Here is a 22,668-nt window from a genome sequence, read left to right as displayed (position 1 = left end):
CCGTCGTCGTAAGCTCGGGGCCATGCCCAGCATGTGACCACTCATGCCCTCGACCATCGCCCCGACGGTCATCGATGCGGACAACGCCCGTTTCATCGCCGGCGGTGTCTCGATCATCGTGTCCGCGCGCAACGCGGGCAATCGGCCTGATCTGGTGCGCGCACAGGGTTGCCGGGTGGCACGCGACCGACGCACGATCCGCCTCTTCGTGGTGACCGCCCAGGCGGTCGAACTGCTTGCCGATCTTCGCCAGAATGGGCGCATCGCGGTGGTGTTCACCGAGCCGAGCAGCCATCGCTCGCTTCAGCTCAAGGGCGACGATGCCGCCATCGTGCCGTTACGCCGGGGTGATCCGGCCCGCATCGCGGCCTATCGCGACGCGATGGTGACGGAGCTGGCGCGGATCGGGGTCAGCGAGGTGATGACCCGGGCGTTGCTTGCCGGGGCGACCGGCGAGATGGTCTCGATCGAATTCACGCTCGGCACCGCGTTCGTGCAGACCCCGGGCCCCGAGGCGGGCATGCCATTGCCACAGGCCTCATGAAGCCCGCGCTGGATGCGATTCGCGAATGCCTCGAGGGCAGCATCCCCGGGGTGATGGCCACCTGCGCGCCGGATGGCACGCCCAATGTGGCCTACCTGTCGCAGATCGAATACATCGATGGCGAGCACCTCGCGCTGTCCTTCCAGTTCTTCAACAAGACCCGGCGCAACATCCTTGCCAATCCGCAGGCCCGGCTGCTGCTGATCGATCCCCGAACGGCGGCGATGTACCGCCTGTCGCTGCACTATCTGCGCACCGAGATGGAAGGGCCGCTGTTCGAGCGCATGCGGGCAAAGCTCGCCGGCATCGCCTCGCATACCGGCATGAGCGGGGTGTTCCGCCTGAAGGGCTCGGATGTCTATCGGGTGCTGGCGATCGAGCTGCTGCCAGGCGCCGCGCTTCCGCCGCCGCCCGCGCGCGGCAGCCTGCTGGCGGCGCTGCGGACAAGTGCGCAGCGGCTGGCGGGAGCGGTCGACCTGGAGAGCCTGATGGAGGCGACGCTGCGCTCGCTGCAGGATGACTTCGACATACGGCACGCCATGATCCTGTTGCTGGACGGTGGCGGCGAAAAGCTGTTCACGCTGGCCAGCTGCGGCTACGAGTCCTCCGGCATCGGCTCGGAGATTCCGCTGGGCGAGGGCGTCATCGGGGTCGCCGCGCGCGAGGGGACCCCGATCCGCATCGCCCACATGACCGGCGAATACGCCTACGGCCGCGCCATCCGCGACGCCGTTTCGCAGGGCGACTCGGCCGCGCAGCTGGAAACCGGTATTCCACTGCCCGGGCTGGCCGAATCCCGCAGCCAGCTGGCGGTGCCGATCACCGCCTGCCGCCGCCTGCATGGCGTGCTGTATGTGGAGAGTCCGCAGGATCTGCGCTTCACCTACGACGACGAGGACGCGCTGGTGACACTGGCGAGCCAGCTCGGCCTGGCGATCAACCTGTTCCGCGACGACGGCGAGGCGGCGGGCGAGCCGGTGAACGCGGGGGAGTGTGCTTCTCCGCTCGCCGGCGTGCCGGTGAGCGTGCGTCACTACGCCGAGAACGACAGCGTGTTCATCGGCGACGATTACCTGATCAAGGGGGTGGCCGGAGCGATCCTGTGGGCGCTGCTGCGCGACCACGTCGAACGACAGCGCAGTGTGTTCTGCAACCGCGAGCTGCGCGTCGATCCGCGCATACGGTTGCCGGATCTGAGCGACAACCTCGAAGCCCGGCTGATCCTGCTGCAGCGCCGGCTGGTCGAGCGCGCCGCCTGCGTGCGCATCGAGAAGACCGGACGAGGTCGGTTCCGCCTGTGCGTGAAACGACCGCTGCAGCTGCTCGACGTATCCGCCGGCGGGCGGTCCTGATCCAGCGTCCTCAGGCAACCCCGACCGGTGACAACTCCAGCGCCGCGGCCAGCCGGCTCCAGTCGCGCTCGTCCAGCCGGGCCCGTGCCAGATTCAGCACGCCCGACAGCACCTCGGCCGGGGCATTGGCACGGATGCCACCGAGCAGTTGCACGCGTTCGGCGTGGCTGATCGCCGGGATCATCCAGCGCATCGAGAGCATTGCCGTCTCCGGCGGCAACGAGGCGACCAGTGCGCCTTCGATGGCTTGCAGTTCCGCGTCGCTGTAGTGCGCCCACAGCGTCGCGTTGTGTTCGCGTTCCTCGTAATCCATGTGCTCGAAGTTCCCGCCGGCGAACACCGCCATGTCGCGGTACAGCCGGGTAGCCGCCGCGCCGGCCGCAGTTGCGTCGTCGTCGAGGCGCTCCAGCGAGTCGACGCGACCCAGCAGCAGCTCGATGTCGTCCTCGTGGTGGACGTGTTCGCCCGCGATCCGCCGGGTGGAGCCCGGCTCACGCGCCTCCAGCGCCGGGTGGACGAAGCGGTTCTCGTGTTCGAGGTGCGCGCGGCAGAAATGCAGCAGGTCGCGCGTCTGCCCGAGGCTGGCGGCGACGTCCTCGGCATCCATGACGTCCATGCGGCCAAGCCGCGTGAGCGTGTCGCTCATGAAGGCACGCAGGGCTTTGTGGATGAAACCGTACATGTTGTAGCGCGCGGCGGCCGGTTGCGTCGCGACGGCGAGAGATGACGAACTTTGCATGGGAGGTCTGTCGTTGGGTGGGGTGCGCGGGAGCACGGGGGAATCAGTCTAGGCCGCCCGCCCGGAGCGGGTTCCTAAAAACTCGCTGCGGGTTTCCTAAGAATTTCCTAAATGCCGCCGCGACCGTGGCCGGGTTGTACTTGCGGTCTTGCCGCCCCGCGCCGAACATGGTCGTTCACGACCGCACGAGCGGTCAGGGAGACGGGCATGGATGGAGCAAGGTTCGGCCGCGCCGGCAGGCTGATACCCACCGGTTGCCGAGTGCGGACGCGATGACGGCCGCGGTTTTCATTGCGGGCACGGACACCGGCATCGGCAAGACGCATGCCGCCTGCGCGCTGCTGCATGCGCTGCGCGCGGCGGGCGGCCACGTTTGCGGCATGAAGCCGGTGGCCAGCGGCTGCGTCGATACGCCGGCGGGGCTGCGCAACGACGATGCGCTGGCCCTGCAGGCCGCCGGCAGCGCGCCGCAACCGTACGAGTGGATCAATCCGGTGGCGCTTCGCGCCCCGCTGTCACCCCATCTGGCCGCCGCGCGGGAAGGTGTCACGATCACCCTGCAGCCCCTGCGCACGGCCTTCGATCGGCTCCGCGCGGCGCACGACACCGTGGTGGTCGAAGGTGTCGGCGGCTGGCTGGTGCCGTTGGCGCCGGGCCTGTTTGCGGCCGACATCGCGAAGCAGTGGCAACTGCCGGTGATCCTGGTGGTCGGATTGCGGCTGGGCTGTCTCAATCATGCCCTGCTCAGTGCACGGGCGATCGTGGCGGATGGCTGCCGACTGGTCGGCTGGATCGGCAACACGATCGATCCGGCGATGGCGGCGGTGGAAGAAAACCTGGCGACCCTGGCCGAGCTGTTGCCGGCGCCCTGCCTCGGCGTACTGCCGCATGGGATGGCGCCGTCGCAGGCGGCGCCGCGGCTGTCGTCCGCGCTGGCGGAGCTGGACTGAGTTTCACATCGGTTGTGCTTGGATAGGTTTCGATTCTCGCCCCGGCGGAGGCTACATGGCACGCAACCATTACTACATCTCGATCGCCAGTCTGGCCCAGGCGCGCGGGGACGATCCGCGGTTTGCCTGGGACGGTGCCGGTCCGGACCAATTCGCCGAGACGCTGCGGCAGGCCTTGCGCGAAGACGGCCTGTTCCAGCGCTGGCGCGCCGCGCAGCCGGATCCGGACGCGGTGGAAAGCAGCCTGGGCGCCGTCGATCCGGCCGCGCAAGTGACCGCCCGGGTCGCCGACCTGCACACCGAGGTGGACCTGCTCACCGACCTGCCGATGAGCGTGGTGCGACACCGGTTGCATCTGCTGATCGGCGGGGCATGGCAATTGCGCGACCTGCGCGCGGCCTGAGCACGCCCTCGCGCCGCGAGGCGCGATATTTTCGTTCGTCCGGGGAACTTTGTGGCTGTTTGGAAAGTGGCTGCCGGATAGGTACAGTCAGAGGTTCCGACTTTCCGTGCCCGATGACGGGCTTACCACCTGGGGAACTCCATGCTTCGTCTCCGCCCGATAGTGATTGCCACCACGATGGTCCTGGCCGCCTGCTCGCAGCAGCCGAACGGGGCTGCCACCTCCCCCGCGACGACTGCCTCGGTGGCCGCCGCCAGCACCGCCGCATCGGCCGCCGCCATGACCAGCAACCCGTTCTTCCAGGCCAGCACGCTGCCCTTCCAGGCGCCGCCGTTCGACAAGATCACCGACGCCGACTACCAGCCGGCGATCGAGGAGGGCATGAAGCGGCAGCTGGCCGAGATCGAGAAGATCGCCGACAACCCGGATGCGCCGACGTTCGACAACACCTACGTGGCGATGGAGAAATCCGGCGCCATGCTGAATCGCGTGATGATGGTGTTCGGCGCGGTGACCAGCGCCAACACCGACGATACGTTGCAGAAAGTACAGGAAGAAGAAGCGCCGAGACTGGCAGCGCACCGCGATGCGATCTATCTCAACAGCAAGTTGTTCCAGCGTGTCCAGACGATCTACGACCAGCGCGACACGCTCAAGCTCGATCCGGAGTCGCAGCGCCTGATCGAGGTGGTCTACAGGAACTTCGTGCATGCCGGTGCCAAGCTGTCCGATGCCGACAAGGCGAAGCTGAAGGACCTGAACAAGGAGGAATCCACGCTCAGCACCGCCTTCACCAACAAGCTGCTGGCCGCGACCAAGGCCGCCGCACCGGTGATCGATGACAAGGCGAAGCTGGCCGGGCTGTCCGATGCCGAGATCGCGGCGGCCATCCAGGCCGGCAAGGATCGCAAGCTGGACGGCAAGTACGTGCTGCCCCTGCAGAACACCACCCAGCAGCCCGAGCTGCAGGATCTGAGCGATCGCGGCACGCGTCAGAAGCTGTTCGAGGCGTCGTGGAACCGTGCCGAGCAGGGCGACGCCAACGACACCCGCAAGACGATCGAGCGACTGGCGCAGGTCCGGGCGGAGCAGGCGAAGCTGCTGGGCTTCCCGAACTACGCGGCGTGGAAACTGGACGACCAGATGGCGAAGACGCCGGAGACGGCGCTCAAGTTCATGCAGCAGCTGGTGCCGGCGGTCACGGCTCGCGCCAACCGCGAGGCGAAGGACATCCAGGCGCAGATCGACAAGGACCAGAAGGCGCTGAAGCAGCACAGCTTCAAGTTGCAGCCGTGGGACTGGAATTTCTACGCCGAGCAGGTGCGCAAGGCGAAGTACGACCTGGATGAGAGCCAGATCAAGCCGTACTTCGAACTTAACGATGTGCTGCAAAACGGCGTGTTCTATGCCGCGAACCAGCTGTACGGACTGACCTTCAAGGAGCGCAAGGACATTCCGGTGTACCAGCCGGACGTGCGCGTGTACGAGGTGTTCGACAAGGACGGCAAGTCGCTGGCGCTGTTCTACACCGACTACTTCAAGCGCGACAACAAGGGTGGCGGTGCCTGGATGGACAATCTGGTGGCGCAATCGAAGCTGCTCGGGACCAAGCCGGTGATCTTCAACGTCACCAACTTCACCAAGCCGGCCGCCGGCCAGCCTGCCTTGTTGTCGTTCGACGACGTGATCACGATGTTCCACGAGTTCGGCCATGCGCTGCACGGCATGTTCGCCGACGAGCAGTACCCGACCCTGTCCGGCACCAACACGGCGCGCGATTTCGTCGAGTTCCCGTCGCAGTTCAACGAACACTGGGCGACCGATCCGAAGGTGTTCGCCCACTACGCGAAGAACTACAAGACCGGTGAGCCGATGCCGCAGGTGCTGGTCGACAAGATCAAGGCCGCCGGCAAGTTCAACAAGGGCTACGACATGACCGAACTGGTCAGCGCCGCATTGCTCGACATGAACTGGCATACGCTGGGTGCGGATGCGCCGCTGCAGGACGCGGACAAGTTCGAGGCTGCCGCGCTGAAGAAGGATCGCATCGATCTCAGCTACGTGCCGCCGCGCTACCGTTCCAGCTACTTCCAGCACATCTGGGGCAACGGTTACGCGGCCGGTTACTACGCCTACCTGTGGACCGAGATGCTGGCCGACGATGCGTTCGTCGACTTCAAGGACCATGGCGGCCTGACCCGCGAGAATGGCGACCGTTTCCGCGCCATGATCCTGTCGCGCGGCAACACCGAGGAGCTGGCGAAGATGTACAAGGACTGGCGCGGCAAGGAACCCAGCATCGAGCCGATGCTGGAGAACCGGGGCCTGAAGGACGTGCCGAAGAAATAATCGGCGCTTCCCCGACGCTCCGCCCGCTGCAGATCAGGCCCGCCTCGTGCGGGCCTGATCCATTTTTGGGGCCGACCACTGAAATCGCCGGTGCATGCCGTGCGATCACCGCTCGCGTGGAATAATCCGTCTTCCCGAATCGGAGCGGCGCACGTGGACAGCCATCATTTCCTGCAGACCGCGGTGGTGTTCCTGCTCGCCACGGTGATCGCGGTGCCGCTGACCAAGCGGTTCCGCCTCGGCGCGGTGCTCGGGTACCTGCTGGCCGGCGTGGTGATCGGCCCGCAACTGCTGGGGCTGGTCAGCGAGACCGGCGGGGTTGCCGCGATCTCCGAGTTCGGCGTGGTGCTGATGCTGTTCGTGATCGGTCTGGAGCTCTCGCCGCAGCGGCTGTGGGTGATGCGCCGCTCGGTATTCGGTACCGGCCTGCTGCAGGTGCTGGCCAGTTGCGTGGCGATCGGGGCCGCGGCATATTTCCTGGTCGGCCTCACCGGCAAGGCCGCGGCCATCGTCGGTGGCAGCCTGGCGCTGTCCTCTACCGCATTCGGCCTGCAGATCCTGGCCGAGCGCAAGGAAGCGGGTTCGGCCTACGGGCGCCAGGTATTCTCGATCCTGCTGTTCCAGGATCTGGCCGCGATTCCGCTGATTGCCGCGGTGCCCCTGCTGGCGTCCTCGAACGCGCAGAACTTCGAACTGTTCGGCGTGTTGCGCACGGTGGGCGTGATCGTGGCGGTGGTGGCGGGTGGTCGTTACCTGTTGCGGCCGGTCTTCCGTTTCGTGGCCCGTGCCGACTCGGTCGAGGTCTTCACCGCCACCGCGCTGCTGGTCGTGATGGGGGTCGCCTGGCTGATGGAGCTGGCCGGGGTCTCGGCCACGCTGGGGGCGTTCCTCGCCGGCATGCTGCTGGCCGATTCGGAATACCGGCACGAGCTGGAATCGAATATCGAGCCGTTCAAGGGCTTGCTGCTGGGCCTGTTCTTCATCAGCGTCGGCATGTCGATGGACCTGTCCTTGCTGCTGCACCGGCCGGGCCTGATCTTCGGCCTGGTGGCGGCGCTGCTGCTGCTCAAGGGCCTGCTGCTGTGGCCGCTGGGCCGCCTGCTGGGCGGGCTCAACCGTTCCGATACCCTGCGCCTGGTCGTGCTGCTGGCCTGCGGCGGCGAGTTCGCCTTCGTGGTGCTGAGGCAGGCGGCCGAGCAGCAGCTGATCGGGGTGGGCCAGCGTGACGCGCTGGTGCTGGCGATCACCCTGACCATGGCATTGACCCCACTGCTGGTGGTGCTGGCGGCGAAGGCGCTGAACGTGCATCCGCGCAAGCCCGGGCGCGAGTTCGACGACATCGACGCCGATACGCCGCGGGTGATCATCGCCGGCTTCGGCCGGGTCGGCCAGATCATCGCCCGTGTGCTGCGCGCGCAGGGCATTCCGTTCGTGGCGCTGGAGCACTCGGCCGAGCAGGTCGATGTCTCGCGCCGCTTCGGCAGCATCAACCTGTTCTTCGGCGATCCGGGCCGGCCGGAGCTGTTGCGCGCGGCGCAGGCCGCCAGGGCCGAGGTGTTCGTGCTGGCGACCGACGACCCGGAGGCGAACCTGCGCACTGCGCGACTGGTCAGGCGGCACTACCCGCACCTGAAGATCGTGGCGCGCGCACGCAACCGCCAGCACGTGTTCCGGTTGATGGATATGGGGGTGGATGACCCGGTGCGCGAGACGTTTCATTCCAGTCTCAAGATGACCCGCAAGACGCTGGAGGCGCTGGGTCTTTCGCCGGAGCGGGCGGCCGACCGGGTCGAGCGCTTCCGCCGTTACGACGAGGATCTGCTGAAGAAACAGGCGCTGGTCTATGACGACGAGACCAAGTTGATCCAGAGCACCCGCGATGCGCTGGTCGACTTGCAGCAACTGTTCGAGGCCGATGCCGAGCCGGGCGCCGAACGTGCCCGCGAAAAAGACCTGGCCGAGCCCGTGCGCCCGGACTGATCCGCGCAGCCGGCTCAGTCGGCCGGCTGGGCCGGTTGCCGCAGGGTCTGCCGCACACTGGGGATCGCACCGACACGGGCGGCCAGCTCATGCGCGATGTCGATGAAGCCCAGCTGTCGCGCCACATCGGCGGCGGTACGGCCAAAGCCGTCGGCGGCATGGCGATCGGCGCCGCGCGACAGCAGCACGCGTGCCGGCGGCAGCAGCGCATGCATGGCGCAGGCATGCAAGGCGGTGACCCCGCGTTGATCGGCATGCTCCACCTTCGCACCGGCTTCCAGCAGTACCGGCACCAGAGCCCCGAGGTGGGTGGCATCGCAGTCGCTGCCGGGAGGCAATTGCGCGCCGAGCAGCAGCAGCAGCGGTGTCTTGCCCTCGTTGTCCGCGCGATTGACGTCGGCGCCGCGCTTGAGCAGGCCGTCGAATTGGCGCCGCGCGCGCAGGCTGTCGTTGTGCTCGAAGCCGAACTGCGCCGCGGCATGCAGCGCGCTGCGGCCGGCGGCGTCGACGGCGTTGACGTCGGCGCCGGCATCCAGCAGCTGTTCGGCGATGTCCGGATAGCCCATCGCCGCGGCCACCATCAGAGCGGTCGCCTCGTTCGGCAGGCGCTGATCGACGGCGACCCGATGTTGCAGCAGCAGGGCGACCAGCGCTTCGCGTCGCGCCGCGACGGCGGCGGCCAGCGGAGTCACTCCGCTGCGGGCGGGCAGAGCGGGATCGGCGGCGGCCTCGAGCAGGCAGGCGGCCACCTCGCGATGACCGGCGCCGCACGCGCGCAGCAGGGCCGAGGCGCCCTGGTCATCCTGGGTATCGACGGCGAAGCCCAGTTCCAGCAGGCGTTGTACCGTGGCCAGCGCACCGGCGGCGGCAGCGGCCGGCAGGTCGCTGGGGCGCAACGGACGGTGTGGCCGCGGCCAGTCGCGCCAGTCCAGCCAGCGCTCCACCGCCGGGTGTTCCAGTGCCAGCCCCAACGGGGTTTCACCGTTGGCATCGGTTGCTTCCGGGTTGGCACCATGGGCGATCAGCGCACGCACCAGCGGCAACGCCTGTGCCCCGTGTTCGAGCGCGGCGAACAGCGGCGTTCGGTTGTCGCGGTCGCGCGCGTTCGGATCGCAGCCGCGGGCCAGCAGGGCATGCAGCAGTTCGCTTTGCCCGTTGATCGCAGCCAGATGCAGCGGCGTGCGTCCGCGCGCATCCGGTCCGAACGGGTCGGCGCCGCGTTCGAGCAGGTTCAACGGCAACGCCGCGCCCTGGGCGGCGGCGCCCAGGCGCGACAATGCCAGGGCCAGCAGGCCGGCGCCGGCCGGCGAGGCGCCGGCTTGCAGCAGATCCTCCAACGCTTCGGTCGAATCCGGCAGTTGTTGCAGCAAGGCGTCGAACAGGCGCCGGCCCGGTGGCGGCAGCACGGGGGCCTCGGCGGTTTCGGCGTCATCCACCTGCGGCGCTTCCAGCCGCGCCTCGGCATCCAGGCCGTGGTCGAGCAGCCAGCGCCGACCGGCGGCAAGACCCGGTGCGGCCAGATCCAGATACAGCTGGGCCAGCTGGGGTTGCGGCCATTCGCGTACGCGCTCGGCAAAACCGGACACGATCGCCCAGTGCCCGAAGCGCAGCGCGTCGAGCAGGTGCCGCGGCGTATCGGCGCCTTCGGCCAGCAGATCCTGGCTGAGGCTGGTCGGGAGCGGGGTATCCGGATCGAGCAGGGCGACCAGATCCCAGCGGCCGGCAGCGGCGGCGTGATCGAGCGCGCTGCGGCCATCGCTGCCCGGCGTTTTCGGTTCCGCACCCAGTGCCAGCAGGGCACCGACGGTTTCGCCGTCGGCATGCGGCGACTGGCAGGCGAGGGTCAGCGCGTCGCGACCGTGCTGATCGCGCACCCGCGCATCGGGCTGTGCCTCGGCCAGCAGTTGCACGATACCGCTGGCGCCGGCACGCGCCGCCTCCATCAGTGCAGTCGTGCCGTGCCGATCGGCCAGCTTGACGTCGGCGCCGGCGGCGCACAGGACCCGGGCGATCTGCTCGTGGCCCTCGGCGGCGGCGCTCAGCAAGGCATGCCGATGACGTGCATCGACGGCATTGATCGCGGCACGGTGCTTCAGCAGCAGCTTGACCCCGGTCGCGTCGTCGTCGGCGATGCCGGCAGCGGCCACCAGCGCGGGCTCACCCTCGGCGGGCGTCGGCTTGGCGCCACGTTCCAGCAGGAATTTCACCAGTGGCCAGTTGGCCGCATGGCAGGCGCTGGCCAGCGGACTGATGCCGGCCTGGTTCAGCGCGTTGATCGGCGCCGCAGCATCCAGCAGCATCGCCGCCACGCCGGGTTCGCCGCTGAGCACGGCGCCGTGCAGGGCGGTATTGCCATCGCCGTCGGTGGCCAGCGGGCTGGCGCCGTTGGCGAGCAGGGTCAGCACGGCCTCGGCGCGCCCGTGCCAGCTGTCGCGGGTGGCCGCCAGCAACGGGGTGATGCCGCCGCTGGCGCGATTCACGTCCGCGCCCCTGGCAATCAGGGCGCGCAGCAGGCGGGTGTCGGGCAGCAGCGCGGCCAGCATCAGGACCGGGCGCTGGTCACGCTCGTCGTCGGCTGGTGCGGTGTTGGGGTCGGCACCGACCTCGAGCAGGGCCAGCGCGCGTTCGATATCCCCATCCCGGGTGGCCGCCAGCAGCGAGGCGGCCTGTTCGGGGCTGCCGGCGGTGCGTTCCTGCTCGCTCAATATCGGACGCGGGGTATGGGCCGCAGTGCTCGCCGACGGCGGTCCGAGGTCGCTGCGCCGGCGTGGCCGGTGCTTTTCGCAGAGCAAGGCGCGCAGCGTCCGGTTGGCGATGACCAGACAGCCCAGCGGCAGCAGCACGAAGCCGTAGAGGACCAGCGCCGCGATGCGCAGCTCGGACGGCAGCATGCCGACCAGACCGGTCAGTGCGATCGCGCCGAAGGCCAGCACCAGCAGGGAGAAGGCGGCCGGCAGGAAATGACTGAAGAAACGCTCCTCGCGCGACAGATGCCGCCCGAACGCGATGCTGCGCAAGGTTGCGGTGAATATCCACGAGCCATCGCTCTGCTGCGGATAGGCGTCGTCCCACACGAACACCAGGCCGAACGCCGGCCACAACCGCCACAGCGCCACCAGCGCCAGCACCAGCGCCGCGGCCAGCAGCAGCGATGCGCTGAGGCTGGGCGTCTGGCTCAACTGCAGCATCGGCCAGGCGACCAGCAGGAACACCAGCGCGGCGTAGCCACTGAACATCACCAGGTGCGCGGCGCCCCGGCGCAGCACGGTGCGGCCGAAACGCGGTTCGGGATCGAAGCCGATCGCGTGGCAGATCGCCGCCATGGTCAGTGCATTGGCCAGCAGCAACGGCAGCAGGGTCAGCGGATGGGTGGTCGATCCGGCGACGGCGACCGCGAGCAGACCCGGAATGAACCAGGCAAGCGCTTGCAGCAAGGGGGGGCGGCGACGTGATTTGGGCTGGTTCATGGCGACAGTATAGAAATCGTTGGCATGGCAGACGGTAACCAAGTGTTAACCATGGGGACAGCGTGCACCGGCGAGGTGCGAGTCAGTCGTCGTGATCACTCTGCGGGGAGTGCGTGTAGACCGGATGGTTGGCGGTGGCCAGGGTCTCCTGGGGCGGCAATTGCAGGTGCCAGCCCTGCGTGCGCAGATGCTCGAGTATCTGTTCGGCATCCTCGACCGGCAGCTTGCGCGCTTCGTCCAGGTGCACTTCCATCACGAAGCGCAGTTCGCCCAGCAGCAGCAGCAACGATTCGGGCAACACATCGAACCCGTCGCGCTGCGCCAGCCACACGTAGCTGTCGATCTTGCGCAGACTGGCATAGACGTAACAAGGCATGGCGGCACCTGCTGGGAAGGCTTGACGGGGCGCGGCCCCGCGGCGTTCGTGAGGGTAACAGCAGTGCGGCGGGACCGCGGCGGTTCGGAGCCGCCGGTTCAACCGCGCTTCAAGAATAGTTCAAGCATGCGCCTGAAGCGTGCGCCGTAGGGCGGATTGAGCAGGCCGACGCCGTTGAAGCGGGCCTGATGGAAGACCGGCTTGAGGTGCGTGAAGGTGCGGAAACCGGCTTCGCCGTGGTATCCGCCCATGCCGGAGGCCCCCACGCCACCGAATGGCAGGTTGTGCTGGGCGATGTGATACAGCGTGTCGTTGACGCTGACGCCGCCGGCGACGGTCTGGGCCAGCACCTGGTCGATCAGCGCGCGATCCTGCTCGAACAGATACAGCGCCAGCGGGTGCGGATGCGCCGCCACATAGGCGATCGCCTCCTCCAGCGAGTCATACGGCAGCAGCGGCAGCAACGGGCCGAAGATCTCCTGCTGCATCACGTTCATGTCGTCGTCGACGTCACTGAGCAGTTGCGGCGGCAGCAGCCGGCGCTCCGGGTCGTCCGCCGCGTCGCCGAGCGCGTGCGCCCGGGCGCCACTGGCCACCGCGGCATCGCGCAGGGCGACCAGGCGCTGGTACTGGCGATCGGAGACGATGCTGGCGTACTGGGTGCTCCGGGCCAGCTGCGGGTACATCGTGGTGACGATCCGCCGGGCGGTCTCGATGAACTCGGCGACGCGCGCCCGCGGCAGCAGCACGTAGTCCGGCGCGATGCAGGTCTGTCCCGCATTGACCAGCTTGCCGAGCATGATGCGCTCCACCGCATGCTCGAAGCGCGCCCCCGGACCGACGATCGCCGGCGACTTGCCGCCCAGTTCCAGCGTGACCGGGGTCAGGCTGGCCGCGGCCGCGCGCATCACGTGGTGGCCGACGGTGGTGGAGCCGGTGAACAGCAGGTGGTCGAACGGCAGCGACGAGAACGCCTGGGCCACTGCGGCGTCGCCATTGATCACGGCGATCTCGTCGGCCTCGAAATAGCGCCCGACCAGGTCGGCGAACAGGGCCGAGAAGCGCGGCGTGAACTCGCTCATCTTCACCATCGCGCGGTTGCCGGCGACCAGCGCGTCGACCAGCGGCCCGACGGCCAGGTACAGCGGGTAGTTCCACGGCACGATGATGCCGATCACGCCCAGCGGCTGGGGCCGCAGCTCGGTGCGACCGGGCAGGAACAGCAGGTCGGCCAGGCGGCGGCGCGGCTTCATCCAGCGCCGGCCCTTGGCGAGCGCGTGGCGAATCGCCGACAGGCTGGGAAACAGTTCCAGCAGCTCGGTTTCCTGGCGCGGGCGACAGCCGAAGTCGGCGTTGATCGCTTCGGTGATGCCGGCGCGGTTGTCGCGCAGCATCGTCTCCAGCGCCCGCAGGCGGATGGCTCGGGTGGACCAATCCGGCATCGGCTGCCGTCGTTGCGCGGCGCGCATCGACTGCAGCTGCGCGATGAGATCGGATGCGTTGTCGGTCGTCATGTCATCTCACCCACGTCTGAGCCCGCAGCATAGCCCGATGCAGCGGACATCGGGATGGCTGCAGGGGCCGATGCGCCTGCCGGCGCATCGGTCCGGGGCTTATTCGCCGATGGTCAGCAACGAGGCGTTGCCGCCGGAGGCGGTGGTGTTGATGGTGAGCGTGCGTTCGCCGGCAAAGCGCAGCAGGTAGTGCGGACCGCCGGCCTTGGGGCCGGTGCCGGACAGGCCTTCGCCGCCGAACGGCTGCACCCCGACCACGGCGCCGATCTGGTTGCGGTTGACGTAGCAGTTGCCGACGCGCGCATGCCGGCTGATGTAGTCGACGGTGGCGTCGATGCGGCTGTGGATGCCCAGGGTCAGGCCGTAGCCGGTGCTGTTGATCTCGTCGACCACTTCCTTCAACTGGCTGGCCTTGAAGCGGATCAGGTGCAGTACCGGGCCGAACACTTCGCGATGCAGCATCGACAGCGAGGGGATCTCGTACGCCCGCGGCGCGAAGAACGTGCCGTGGCCGGTGAGCTCCGGATCCATCGGCACCTCGGCGATCTTCTTCGCCTCCTTGTCCATCCGCTCGGCGTGGGCGACCAGGATCGCCTTGGCGTCCTCGTCGATCACCGGGCCGACGTCGGTGGAGAGCAGGCCCGGATCGCCGACTTTCAGCTCGGCCATCGCGCCGGCCAGCATGGTGATCACCTTGTCGGCGATGTCTTCCTGGATGTACAGCACGCGCGCGGCCGAACAGCGCTGGCCGGCGGACTGGAACGCCGAGGCGATCACGTCCTTGACGATCTGCTCGGGCAGCGCCGAGGAGTCGGCGATCATCGCGTTCTGGCCGCCGGTCTCGGCCACCAGCACGGCGATCTGGGCGTTGCGCGCGGCCAGCGCGCGGTTGATCGCCCAGGCGGTCTCGGTGGCGCCGGTGAACACCACGCCGGCCACGCGCGGATCGCGGGTCAGGGCGGCGCCCACGGTGGGGCCGTCGCCGGGCAGGTATTGCAGCACGTCCTTCGGAATGCCCGCTTCGTGCAGCAGCTGGGTGGCGAGGTAGCCGATCAGGCTGGTCTGCTCGGCCGGCTTGGCCAGCACGGTGTTGCCCGCGGCCAGCGCGGCGCTGACCTGGCCGACGAAGATCGCCAGCGGGAAGTTCCACGGGCTGATCCCCACGAACACGCCGCGGCCGCCCAGGAACAGCTGGTTGGTCTCGCCGGTCGGGCCGGGCAGCTGCTCGGGTTCGGCAAACAGCCGGCGCGCCATGGTGGCGTAGTAGCGCAGGAAATCCGCCGCCTCGCGGATCTCGGCGATCGCGTCGGGCAGGCTCTTGCCGGCCTCGCGCACGCACAGCGCGATGAACTCTCCGCGGCGTGCCTCGAGTTGCTCGGCGGCGTATTCCAGCATGGCGGCGCGATTGGCCACCGGCAGCGTGTTCCAGCGTTCCTGTGCGGCGGCTGCGTTGGCCACCGCCAGGTCCACGGTGGCCTGGTCGGCGGTGACGTAGCTGCCGATGACGCGGCGACGGTCGGATGGATCGGTGACCTCGACCGTGGCGCCGCCGCTGCTGGCACCCGGGACCAGCGGGCCGGCGGTCCATGGACCATGCTGGGCGTTGACCGCCGCGGCGAGGTCATTCAGTTCGTTGTCGTTGGCAAAGTTGACGCCCATGGAATTCTTCCGAAGTTCACCGTAGAGATTGGCCGGCAGCGGGATGCGCGGATGCGGGATGGAGTCGAAGCCGCGCACGGTCTGGCAGGGATCGGCGACCAGCTCGCGTGGCGAAAGGCTCTCGTCGACGACGCGGTTGACGAAGCTGGTGTTGGCGCCGTTCTCGAGCAGGCGGCGCACCAGGTACGGCAGCAGGTCCTGATGCGAACCGACCGGTGCATAGACGCGGCAGGGCACGTTGAAGCTGTTCTTGCCGATCACCTCGGCATACAGGTCGGTGCCCATGCCATGCAGGCGCTGGAACTCGAACACCCGGCCCTGGGCGAGGTGGTGCACGGCGGCGATGGTGTGGGCGTTGTGGGTGGCGAACTGCGGGTAGATCAGTTCGGAGCCCGCATTGAACAGGCGCCGTGCGCAGGCCAGGTAGGACACGTCGGTGTTCGGCTTGCGGGTGAACACCGGGTAGCCGGCCAGGCCCTGTTCCTGCGCCCGCTTCACCTCGGCGTCCCAGTAGGCCCCCTTGACCAGCCGCACGTACCAGCGACGCCCGGCGGCCAGCGCGGTCTCGACCAGCCAGTCGATCACGAACGGGGTGCGTTTGGCATACGCCTGCACCACGATGCCCAGGCCGTTCCAGCCCTCCAGCGAGGGATGCTTGAAGACGTCGCCGAGAATGTCCAGCGACAGCTCCAGCCGGTCGGCCTCCTCGGCATCGACCGACAGCGCGATGCCGTGCTTCATCGCCAGCTGCGACAGCTCCAGCAGCTTCTCGGTGAGCGCCTGGCGCGCACGCTGGCGCTGGGCCACTTCGTAGCGCGGGAACAGCGCCGACAGCTTCACCGAGATCGACGGAGCATCGGTGTGGCTGGCAAACGGCCCGCGTTGGCCGAGCGCGGCGATCGCGTTGCGGTAATCCTGCTGGTAGCGCTCGGCACCGCGCGCGGTGACCGCCGACTCGCCGAGCATGTCGTACGAATAGCGGTAGGGCGCGTTTTCCTTCTTCGCGGCACGATCCAGAGCCTCGCCGATGGTGCGGCCCATCACGAACTGGTAGCCCATGATGCGCATGGCCTGGCGTACCGCCACGCGGATCGTCGGGTCACCGATGCGGGTCACCAGCCGGCGCAGCGCGCCGGCGAAATCCTGATGGGTGCCGTCGGTCAGGTTGACCAGCTGGCCGGTCAGCATCAGGCCCCAGGTGGAGGCGTTGACCAGCAGCGATTCGCTGCGGCCCAGGTGCTTGCGCCAGTTGGCGTCGCCCAGCTTGTCGCGGATCAGCTTGTCGGCGGTGGTGCTGTCGGGAATGCGCAGCAGCGCCTCGGCCACGCACATCAGCAGCACGCCTTCCTCGCTGGACAGGTCGTACTGGCGCATGAACGACTCGACCACGCTCTGGTCCTTCACGCGCGAGCGAACGCGGGAGACCAGCGCGGCGGCACGCTCGATCACCAGCTCGCGTTCGTCCGGCGGCAGGTCGGCCTGGTCGAGCAGGTCGTTGACCGCTTCGGTCTCGTCACGCAGCCACGCCGCGGTGATGCGCGCACGTGCCGGCGTGATGTCGGTGGGGAGTTCGGGACTGAGAATGGGCTGGGTCACGGGGGTTTTCGGCAGGGACACTGCATGCGCGATAAGTGAACGCGCGATTGTACGCGGTGGCCGTGCCCACACGCATCCGTACGTCGCGTGACGGATCGCCCAATCGCCTTGATCCAGATCAGCCGGATGCGACATTCTTGCCCGACGCCTCGCCGCAGCCTATCATTCCGACGTTCCAGGCACGCCGGATCCCCATGATCGTGCTTCGACCAGCTACCGCCGGCTTGCCCTGCGTGACGATGTGGCTCAAGCCCAATCGCGCGCTCAGCCGGCGCGGGTTGCGTCGATTGATCATGGTTCTGGTGGCTCTGGCGCTGACAACGGCAGGACTGGGGGCGTGGCAGGGGAACGTGTTTGCTCCGCTGTTTGCCCTGGTGGAATCCGCCGCCATCAGCTACGCCCTGGGCGTGGCCTGGCGGGCCGGCGACCGCAGTGAGCGCATCACCCTCGACGAATCGTCGCTGGAGGTGCGGTTGCTGCCGAGCCGGCGCTGCGTGCGTTTCCCGTCGTACTGGGTGCGCGTGTTGCTGGAGGCGGGGAATGGTCACCAACGCCTGCTGCTGTCATCGCATGGCCGTAATCTGGAGATCGGCGAGTTCCTGGCGGAACAGGAGCGCGTCGAGCTGTCGAAGAAACTCAAGGTGTTGCTGGCCGATTTCAACGGACAGCCACGCAAACAGGTTCAACAAAGGTGCAAGACATGACATCTGGCGGTATCAGGCGATCATTCATGGCAGCGGCGAGCTTCGTCCTTGCATCTTTCGGCAGTGTGGTTCAGGCCGCCCCCGGACCCTGGCAGCTGAACATGGAGCGTGGCGCCAGCACCTGGTCGGACGTGCCGTACCACCTCAACAACATCTCGCTCGGCGTCTGCGTGGTGATCGGCATCCTGGTCTTCGGTGCGATGTTCATCGCGATGTTCCGCTTCCGCAAATCGCGCGGGGCAGTGGCCGAGAAGTGGTCGCACAACACCAAGCTGGAAATCGTCTGGACCACCGTGCCGGTGATCATCCTGGTGGTGCTGGCCTACCTGGCCACCGGCGGACTCACCTCGTGGGCCAACACCACCGGCTCGCAGATGACCGTCAAGGTCACCGGATACCAGTGGAAGTGGCGTTACGACTACGTCAGCTACCTGGGCAAGCCGATCGACAAGGTCGGCTTCATGTCCAAGCTCGACACGCAGAGCGACCAGACCCGCCAGCTCGGCTCGGGCATGGACCCGTACGCGGTCAAGGTGGGTGACGAGAATACCTACCTGCTGAACGTCGACAAGCCGCTGGTGGTGCCGGTCGACACCAAGATCCGCTTCGTGATCACCGGCGGCGACGTGATCCACTCGTGGTGGGTGCCGGCGCTCGGCTGGAAGCTCGACGCGATTCCGGGCATCGTCAACGCCGCCTGGACCAACATCAAGACGCCTGGCACCTATCGTGGCCAGTGTGCGGAGCTGTGTGGCCAGGATCATGGCTTCATGCCGATCGTGGTGGTGGCCAAGTCCAAGGCCGACTTCGCGAAGTGGCTGGCCGAGCAGGAAGCGACGTCGGCGGCACCTGCTGCGACACCCGCTGCGGCGCCGGCGCCGGCATCGACTGCCGCGGCACCCGCTTCCGCCCAGGTCGTCACCCCCCCGGTCAACCGCGCGCAGGGCTGATCCACGCCGTTCACGCCGTTCCATGCAGTCGCATTCAATAACAGGTTAGAGGTGCAAGGCCATGTCCCACGCAGCCACCCATGATCAGCATGATGATCACCACGGCGCGCCGAAGAATTTCTTCCAGCGCTGGTGCATGTCCACCAACCACAAGGACATCGGCACGCTGTACCTGATCTTCGCGCTGACGATGTTCTTCATCGGCGGCAGTTTCGCGATGGTCATCCGCGCCGAGCTGTTCAAGCCGGGCCTGCAGCTGGTGCAGCCGTATTTCTTCAACCAGATGACCACGCTGCATGCGCTGGTGATGATCTTCGGCGCGATCATGCCGGCCTTCGTCGGCCTCGGTAACTGGATGATCCCGCTGATGGTCGGTGCGCCGGACATGGCGTTGCCGCGCATGAACAACCTGTCGTTCTGGATCCTGCCGTTCGCCTTCACCCTGCTGCTGTCCACCCTGTTCATGGCAGGCGGTGGCCCGGCCGGCGGCTGGACGATGTATCCGCCGCTGTCGCTGCAGAGCGACTCGCTGGCCTATGTGGTGTTCGCGATCCACCTGATGGGCATCAGCTCGATCATGGGTGCGATCAACATCATCGCCACGATCCTCAACATGCGCGCGCCCGGCATGGATCTGCTGAAGATGCCGGTGTTCGTGTGGAGCTGGCTGATCACGGCGTTCCTGCTGATCGCGGTGATGCCGGTGCTGGCCGGTGCGGTCACCATGCTGCTGACCGACAAGTACTTCGGCACCAGCTTCTTCAACCCGGGCGGCGGTGGCGACCCCGTCTTGTATCAACATATCTTCTGGTTCTTCGGGCACCCCGAGGTCTACATCATGATCCTGCCCGCGTTCGGGATCATCTCCGAGGTCATCCCGACCTTCGCGCGCAAGCCGATCTTCGGCTACAAGGCGATGGTGTTCGCGATCGCCTCGATCGCGTTCCTCTCGTTCATCGTGTGGGCGCACCACATGTTCGCGGTGGGCCTGCCGCTGGGCGCCGATATCTTCTTCATGTACGCCACCATGCTGATCGCGGTGCCGACCGGCGTGAAGGTGTTCAACTGGGTGTCGACGATGTGGGGTGGCTCGATGACGTTCGAGACGCCGATGCTGTTCGCCATCGCGTTCGTGATCCTGTTCACCATCGGCGGGTTCTCCGGCCTGATGCTGGCGCTGGTACCGGCCGACTTCCAGTACCAGGACACCTACTTCGTGGTGGCGCATTTCCATTACGTGCTGGTGACCGGTGCGCTGTTCGCGATCATCGCGGCGACCTACTACTGGCTGCCGAAGTGGACCGGCCACATGTACAGCGAGTTCTGGGGCAAGGTGCATTTCTGGAACAGCGTGATCTGGGTCAACGTGCTGTTCTTCCCGCAGCACTTCCTGGGCCTGGCCGGCATGCCGCGACGCATTCCCGACTACAACGTCGCGTTCGCCAACTTCAACATGATCAGTTCGATCGGTGGCTTCCTGTTCGGCGCCTCGCAGCTGATCTTCCTGTTCCTGCTGATCCATTGCGCGTTCTTCTCCAAGAAGAAGGCCACCGATCGGGTCTGGGAAGGCGCCAAGGGCCTGGAGTGGACCGTACCGTCGCCGGCGCCGCACCACACCTTCGACGTGCCGCCGATCATCCATGACGAAGAGCTGGCCCACGGCAACGTGCATGCCTGACACTCATTCCGTTGCCCCGGCCAGCGCTGGTCGGGGCAACATCCAGACGAAGCCGGTGGACATGACGCAACAGACGACAGACCAGGTCAGTGAAGCCAGCCGCCGCGGTGTAAGGCGCACCGTGACGATCCTGGTGGTGGTGGTGGCGTTCTTCTTCCTGTTGTCGTTCGTGCAGATCGTGCTGATGAAATAGCAGCAACGCGGCAGCAAGCGTTTTCTTCAATCGCTCGGGTTGGTACGACCGGCATGCAGTTCCCCGAGCTATCCGGCGGGGCAAAAGTCATCAAGAGAAATCCACGGGGTCTCACCATGGGTCAGCAGCACGACGCTTACTTTGTTCCAGCCAGGAGTTACTGGCCGTTCGTGGCCGCGGTGGTCATGTTCACCACCGTGTTTGGCGCCGCGCACTGGCTCAATGCCGAGCCCGGTGATGCCGGGTTTGGCCGAACCGTGCTCGCGGTCGGCGTGCTGGGTGTGCTGGGCATGTTCTTCGGCTGGTTCCGCTCGGTGATCAACGAGTCTCTGGCCGGTGACTACAACCACCAGGTCGACACTTCGTTCCGCATGGGCATGATGTGGTTCATCTTTTCCGAGGTGATGTTCTTCGGCGCATTCTTCGGCGCGCTGTTCTACATCCGCATGTTCTCGGTGCCGTGGATCGGTGGCGAAGGCCATGGCGTGCTGACCCATCAGTTCCTGTGGAGCGATTACGCCGCCTCGTGGGGCGCCAACGGCGGCAATGGCCCGCAGCATGTCGGTGGTGCATTCAGCACGGTGCCGGCGTGGGGGCTGCCGCTGCTCAATACGCTGATCCTGCTCAGCTCCAGTGTCACCGTGACGATCGCGCATCATGCGCTGCGCGCGGGGCATCGCGGCAGGATCCTGGTCTTCCTCGGCCTGACCGTGCTGCTCGGTGCGCTGTTCCTGAACTTCCAGGCGCACGAATACATCGAGGCGTACAAGGAGCTGAACCTGACCCTGCACAGCGGCGTCTACGGCTCCACGTTCTTCCTGCTGACCGGGTTCCATGGCCTGCACGTGACCCTGGGCACGATCATGCTGGCGGTGATCTGGTTCCGCGTGGCGAAGGGCCATTTCAGCAAGGATCACCATTTCGCGTTCGAGGCGGTGGCCTGGTACTGGCACTTCGTCGACGTGGTCTGGCTGGGCCTGTTCATGTTCGTCTACATTCTTTGACGCGACGTCCGTTTCGCGAAGAGCAGGACCGGCCACTCGTGGCAGGTCCTGCTCGAGAGCCGGGACACGGACGCAACAAGAAGCCCGCCATTGGCGGGCTTCTTGTTGTTGCGGCGATCGTCTCAAACGTGCGCGGAGATGCTCTCCACTGCGCGCAATATGTCGCGGCCGGGACGCCGCGGCGGCGCAGCCGGTACAATCACTGGCCGATGTCGTGCGGATGCAGCCAACCCATCCAGATACCGAACGCGACCATGGCGATCAGCAGCAGGGACAGGCCGATGCGACGGGTCAGCGCCCACACGGTGCGCTTGTCGTCGTCCTTGTCGGTCATCATGAAGTACAGCGCCTGGCCGAGGCTGAAGATCACCACCAGCAGCACCACCACCAGCGCAATTTTGTAAATGGCTTCCACGTGACGCACCCGATCCACTTTGACATGGGCAGTATAGCCACCGCCGGCGGTGGTTCAGCGTGAGCGGATTTCGACGTCCGACATGGTGGGCGCTGCTGCTGACGCTGGCTGGCGCCTTGCTGTTCATACGTTTGGGGGTGTGGCAGCTGCACCGCGCCGACTTCAAGGAGGCGCTTCTGCGGCGCTATGCCGCATCGTCCTCCGCGCCGCTGCAGGACTTCACCAAGGTGGCTGCCAATCCGCCGGCCGACCGTTTTCCGCGGGTGCGGGTGGCGGGCCGCTACCTGGTCGATCGGCTGTATCTGCTGGACAACCCGAAACACGACGAACGCGGCGGGGTCGAGGCATTCGCGCCGTTCGCGTTGCCCGGGCAAAAATCCCTGTTGCTGGTCGACCTGGGCTTTCTCCCCGGCAACGGCACCGACCAGGCGCCTGAGTTGCCGCCGCTGCCGACCGGCGAAGTCACGCTGCAGGGCCTGTACGTGCCGCCGCCGCCGACCGGTTTCGAAATGGGCGGCGATGCACTGGCCCGGCAGACCCGCTGGCCGAAGACGAGCATCTTCCTGGCGCCGGCGGAAATCGCCCGTGACCTGGGGCGTCCGCTGTATCCGCGGGTACTCGCGCTGGACGCCGATCCGGCCTCGATCTATGTGCGCGTACGCACCCTCGATCTTTCCTCGATGCCGCCCGCACGGCATCGAGCCTATGCGTTCCAGTGGTTTTCGTTTGCGCTCGCGGCAGTGGTGATCCTGCTGGTGCTGCATCGCAAGCGCGACCGACGCCGGCCCTGATCCA

Annotated in this window: 18 protein-coding genes; 12 read left to right on the top strand and 6 right to left on the bottom strand. The window is 67.1% G+C overall.

What is annotated here, in order from left to right; translation table 11 throughout:
- Positions 1-43 precede the first annotated feature (43 nt).
- Together ACFPPA_RS16700 and ACFPPA_RS16695 are read left to right on the top strand one after the other, a co-directional pair.
- Positions 44-544: a hypothetical protein gene (locus tag ACFPPA_RS16700; RefSeq protein WP_377321968.1), complete on the top strand. Its 501-nt coding sequence runs from the start codon at positions 44-46 to the stop codon at positions 542-544.
- A complete protein-coding gene (locus ACFPPA_RS16695; protein WP_377321967.1) occupies positions 541-1,896 on the top strand; it encodes a GAF domain-containing protein in 1,356 nt (451 codons plus the stop codon). Before ACFPPA_RS16700 ends, ACFPPA_RS16695 begins: the two co-directional genes overlap by 4 nt.
- Before the next feature lie 10 nt (positions 1,897-1,906).
- Here the strand turns inward: ACFPPA_RS16695 and ACFPPA_RS16690 are convergent, their stop codons facing one another.
- Positions 1,907-2,635, bottom strand: coding sequence for a hemerythrin domain-containing protein (locus ACFPPA_RS16690; protein ID WP_377321966.1), 729 nt, complete (start codon positions 2,633-2,635; stop codon positions 1,907-1,909).
- Positions 2,636-2,907: 272 nt separating this feature from the next.
- On the opposite strand from ACFPPA_RS16690, the gene bioD reads away from it, so the two are divergent.
- The 4 genes from bioD (at position 2,908) to ACFPPA_RS16670 (ending at position 8,317) form a co-directional block, all read left to right on the top strand.
- Complete coding sequence (gene bioD, locus ACFPPA_RS16685) at positions 2,908-3,585, top strand: dethiobiotin synthase (protein WP_377321964.1); 678 nt, start codon at positions 2,908-2,910, stop codon at positions 3,583-3,585.
- Between the two features lie 55 nt (positions 3,586-3,640).
- Entirely contained in the window at positions 3,641-3,988 is a 348-nt protein-coding gene (locus ACFPPA_RS16680; protein WP_377321962.1) for a hypothetical protein, read from the top strand.
- 141 nt (positions 3,989-4,129) lie between these two features.
- Positions 4,130-6,337: a peptidyl-dipeptidase Dcp gene (dcp, locus tag ACFPPA_RS16675; RefSeq protein ID WP_377321960.1), complete on the top strand. Its 2,208-nt coding sequence runs from the start codon at positions 4,130-4,132 to the stop codon at positions 6,335-6,337.
- 153 nt (positions 6,338-6,490) lie between these two features.
- A complete protein-coding gene (locus ACFPPA_RS16670) occupies positions 6,491-8,317 on the top strand; it encodes a monovalent cation:proton antiporter-2 (CPA2) family protein (RefSeq protein ID WP_377321958.1) in 1,827 nt (608 codons plus the stop codon).
- A gap of 14 nt (positions 8,318-8,331) precedes the next feature.
- Here ACFPPA_RS16670 and ACFPPA_RS16665 read toward each other — a convergent pair whose 3' ends face one another.
- The 4 genes from ACFPPA_RS16665 to putA form a co-directional block, all read right to left on the bottom strand.
- Positions 8,332-11,784: an ankyrin repeat domain-containing protein gene (locus ACFPPA_RS16665; RefSeq protein WP_377321956.1), complete on the bottom strand. Its 3,453-nt coding sequence runs from the start codon at positions 11,782-11,784 to the stop codon at positions 8,332-8,334.
- 82 nt (positions 11,785-11,866) lie between these two features.
- Positions 11,867-12,160: a YcgL domain-containing protein gene (locus ACFPPA_RS16660; protein ID WP_377321954.1), complete on the bottom strand. Its 294-nt coding sequence runs from the start codon at positions 12,158-12,160 to the stop codon at positions 11,867-11,869.
- A 98-nt stretch (positions 12,161-12,258) separates the two neighbouring features.
- Entirely contained in the window at positions 12,259-13,674 is a 1,416-nt protein-coding gene (locus ACFPPA_RS16655) for a coniferyl aldehyde dehydrogenase (RefSeq protein WP_377321953.1), read from the bottom strand.
- A gap of 99 nt (positions 13,675-13,773) precedes the next feature.
- Positions 13,774-16,929 carry a bifunctional proline dehydrogenase/L-glutamate gamma-semialdehyde dehydrogenase PutA gene (putA, locus tag ACFPPA_RS16650; protein WP_377321951.1) on the bottom strand — a complete coding sequence of 1,052 codons (3,156 nt, stop codon included), beginning with the start codon at positions 16,927-16,929 and terminating at the stop codon, positions 13,774-13,776.
- A 239-nt stretch (positions 16,930-17,168) separates the two neighbouring features.
- Here putA and ACFPPA_RS16645 point away from each other — a divergent pair, with 239 nt between their 5' ends.
- The 5 genes from ACFPPA_RS16645 to ACFPPA_RS16625 all read left to right on the top strand — a co-directional run bounded on the left by ACFPPA_RS16645 (position 17,169) and on the right by ACFPPA_RS16625 (position 21,458).
- The gene (locus ACFPPA_RS16645) at positions 17,169-17,633 is read left to right on the top strand and encodes a DUF2244 domain-containing protein (RefSeq protein ID WP_377322240.1); all 465 of its coding nucleotides are present in this window, start codon (positions 17,169-17,171) and stop codon (positions 17,631-17,633) included.
- Complete coding sequence (gene coxB / locus ACFPPA_RS16640) at positions 17,630-18,583, top strand: cytochrome c oxidase subunit II (RefSeq protein WP_377321949.1); 954 nt, start codon at positions 17,630-17,632, stop codon at positions 18,581-18,583. The genes ACFPPA_RS16645 and coxB overlap by 4 nt, the downstream gene beginning before the upstream one ends.
- A gap of 61 nt (positions 18,584-18,644) precedes the next feature.
- Positions 18,645-20,261 (top strand): cytochrome c oxidase subunit I, encoded by a 1,617-nt coding sequence (gene ctaD / locus ACFPPA_RS16635; protein ID WP_377321947.1) that lies wholly within the window; start codon positions 18,645-18,647, stop codon positions 20,259-20,261.
- Positions 20,254-20,454, top strand: coding sequence for a hypothetical protein (locus ACFPPA_RS16630; RefSeq protein ID WP_377321946.1), 201 nt, complete (start codon positions 20,254-20,256; stop codon positions 20,452-20,454). Before ctaD ends, ACFPPA_RS16630 begins: the two co-directional genes overlap by 8 nt.
- Positions 20,455-20,570: 116 nt before the next feature.
- On the top strand, positions 20,571-21,458 hold the full coding sequence (locus ACFPPA_RS16625) for a cytochrome c oxidase subunit 3 (protein ID WP_377321944.1): 888 nt from the start codon (positions 20,571-20,573) through the stop codon (positions 21,456-21,458).
- 199 nt (positions 21,459-21,657) lie between these two features.
- Here ACFPPA_RS16625 and ACFPPA_RS16620 read toward each other — a convergent pair whose 3' ends face one another.
- Entirely contained in the window at positions 21,658-21,873 is a 216-nt protein-coding gene (locus tag ACFPPA_RS16620) for a twin transmembrane helix small protein (RefSeq protein ID WP_377321942.1), read from the bottom strand.
- Positions 21,874-21,932: 59 nt separating this feature from the next.
- Between ACFPPA_RS16620 and ACFPPA_RS16615 the strand changes: the two genes are divergently transcribed.
- Positions 21,933-22,664, top strand: a complete 732-nt coding sequence (locus ACFPPA_RS16615) for an SURF1 family protein (protein WP_377321940.1) — start codon at positions 21,933-21,935, stop codon at positions 22,662-22,664.
- Positions 22,665-22,668: the final 4 nt, after the last annotated feature.

The sequence above is a fragment of the Rhodanobacter ginsengisoli genome (assembly GCF_042657065.1).
Classification (GTDB): domain Bacteria; phylum Pseudomonadota; class Gammaproteobacteria; order Xanthomonadales; family Rhodanobacteraceae; genus Rhodanobacter; species Rhodanobacter ginsengisoli.
The sequence above is the reverse complement of the archived record's forward strand: the minus strand, read 5'-3'. Positions and strand labels throughout refer to the sequence as shown.

Coding starts and splice junctions, on each gene's coding strand:
- ACFPPA_RS16700 (WP_377321968.1), top strand. CDS start 44: ATGCCCTCGACCATCGCCCCGACGGTCATCGATGCGGACAACGCCCGT.
- ACFPPA_RS16695 (WP_377321967.1), top strand. CDS start 541: ATGAAGCCCGCGCTGGATGCGATTCGCGAATGCCTCGAGGGCAGCATC.
- ACFPPA_RS16690 (WP_377321966.1), bottom strand. CDS start 2,635: ATGCAAAGTTCGTCATCTCTCGCCGTCGCGACGCAACCGGCCGCCGCG.
- bioD (WP_377321964.1), top strand. CDS start 2,908: ATGACGGCCGCGGTTTTCATTGCGGGCACGGACACCGGCATCGGCAAG.
- ACFPPA_RS16680 (WP_377321962.1), top strand. CDS start 3,641: ATGGCACGCAACCATTACTACATCTCGATCGCCAGTCTGGCCCAGGCG.
- dcp (WP_377321960.1), top strand. CDS start 4,130: ATGCTTCGTCTCCGCCCGATAGTGATTGCCACCACGATGGTCCTGGCC.
- ACFPPA_RS16665 (WP_377321956.1), bottom strand. CDS start 11,784: ATGAACCAGCCCAAATCACGTCGCCGCCCCCCCTTGCTGCAAGCGCTT.
- ACFPPA_RS16660 (WP_377321954.1), bottom strand. CDS start 12,160: ATGCCTTGTTACGTCTATGCCAGTCTGCGCAAGATCGACAGCTACGTG.
- ACFPPA_RS16655 (WP_377321953.1), bottom strand. CDS start 13,674: ATGACGACCGACAACGCATCCGATCTCATCGCGCAGCTGCAGTCGATG.
- ACFPPA_RS16645 (WP_377322240.1), top strand. CDS start 17,169: ATGTGGCTCAAGCCCAATCGCGCGCTCAGCCGGCGCGGGTTGCGTCGA.
- coxB (WP_377321949.1), top strand. CDS start 17,630: ATGACATCTGGCGGTATCAGGCGATCATTCATGGCAGCGGCGAGCTTC.
- ctaD (WP_377321947.1), top strand. CDS start 18,645: ATGTCCCACGCAGCCACCCATGATCAGCATGATGATCACCACGGCGCG.
- ACFPPA_RS16630 (WP_377321946.1), top strand. CDS start 20,254: ATGCCTGACACTCATTCCGTTGCCCCGGCCAGCGCTGGTCGGGGCAAC.
- ACFPPA_RS16625 (WP_377321944.1), top strand. CDS start 20,571: ATGGGTCAGCAGCACGACGCTTACTTTGTTCCAGCCAGGAGTTACTGG.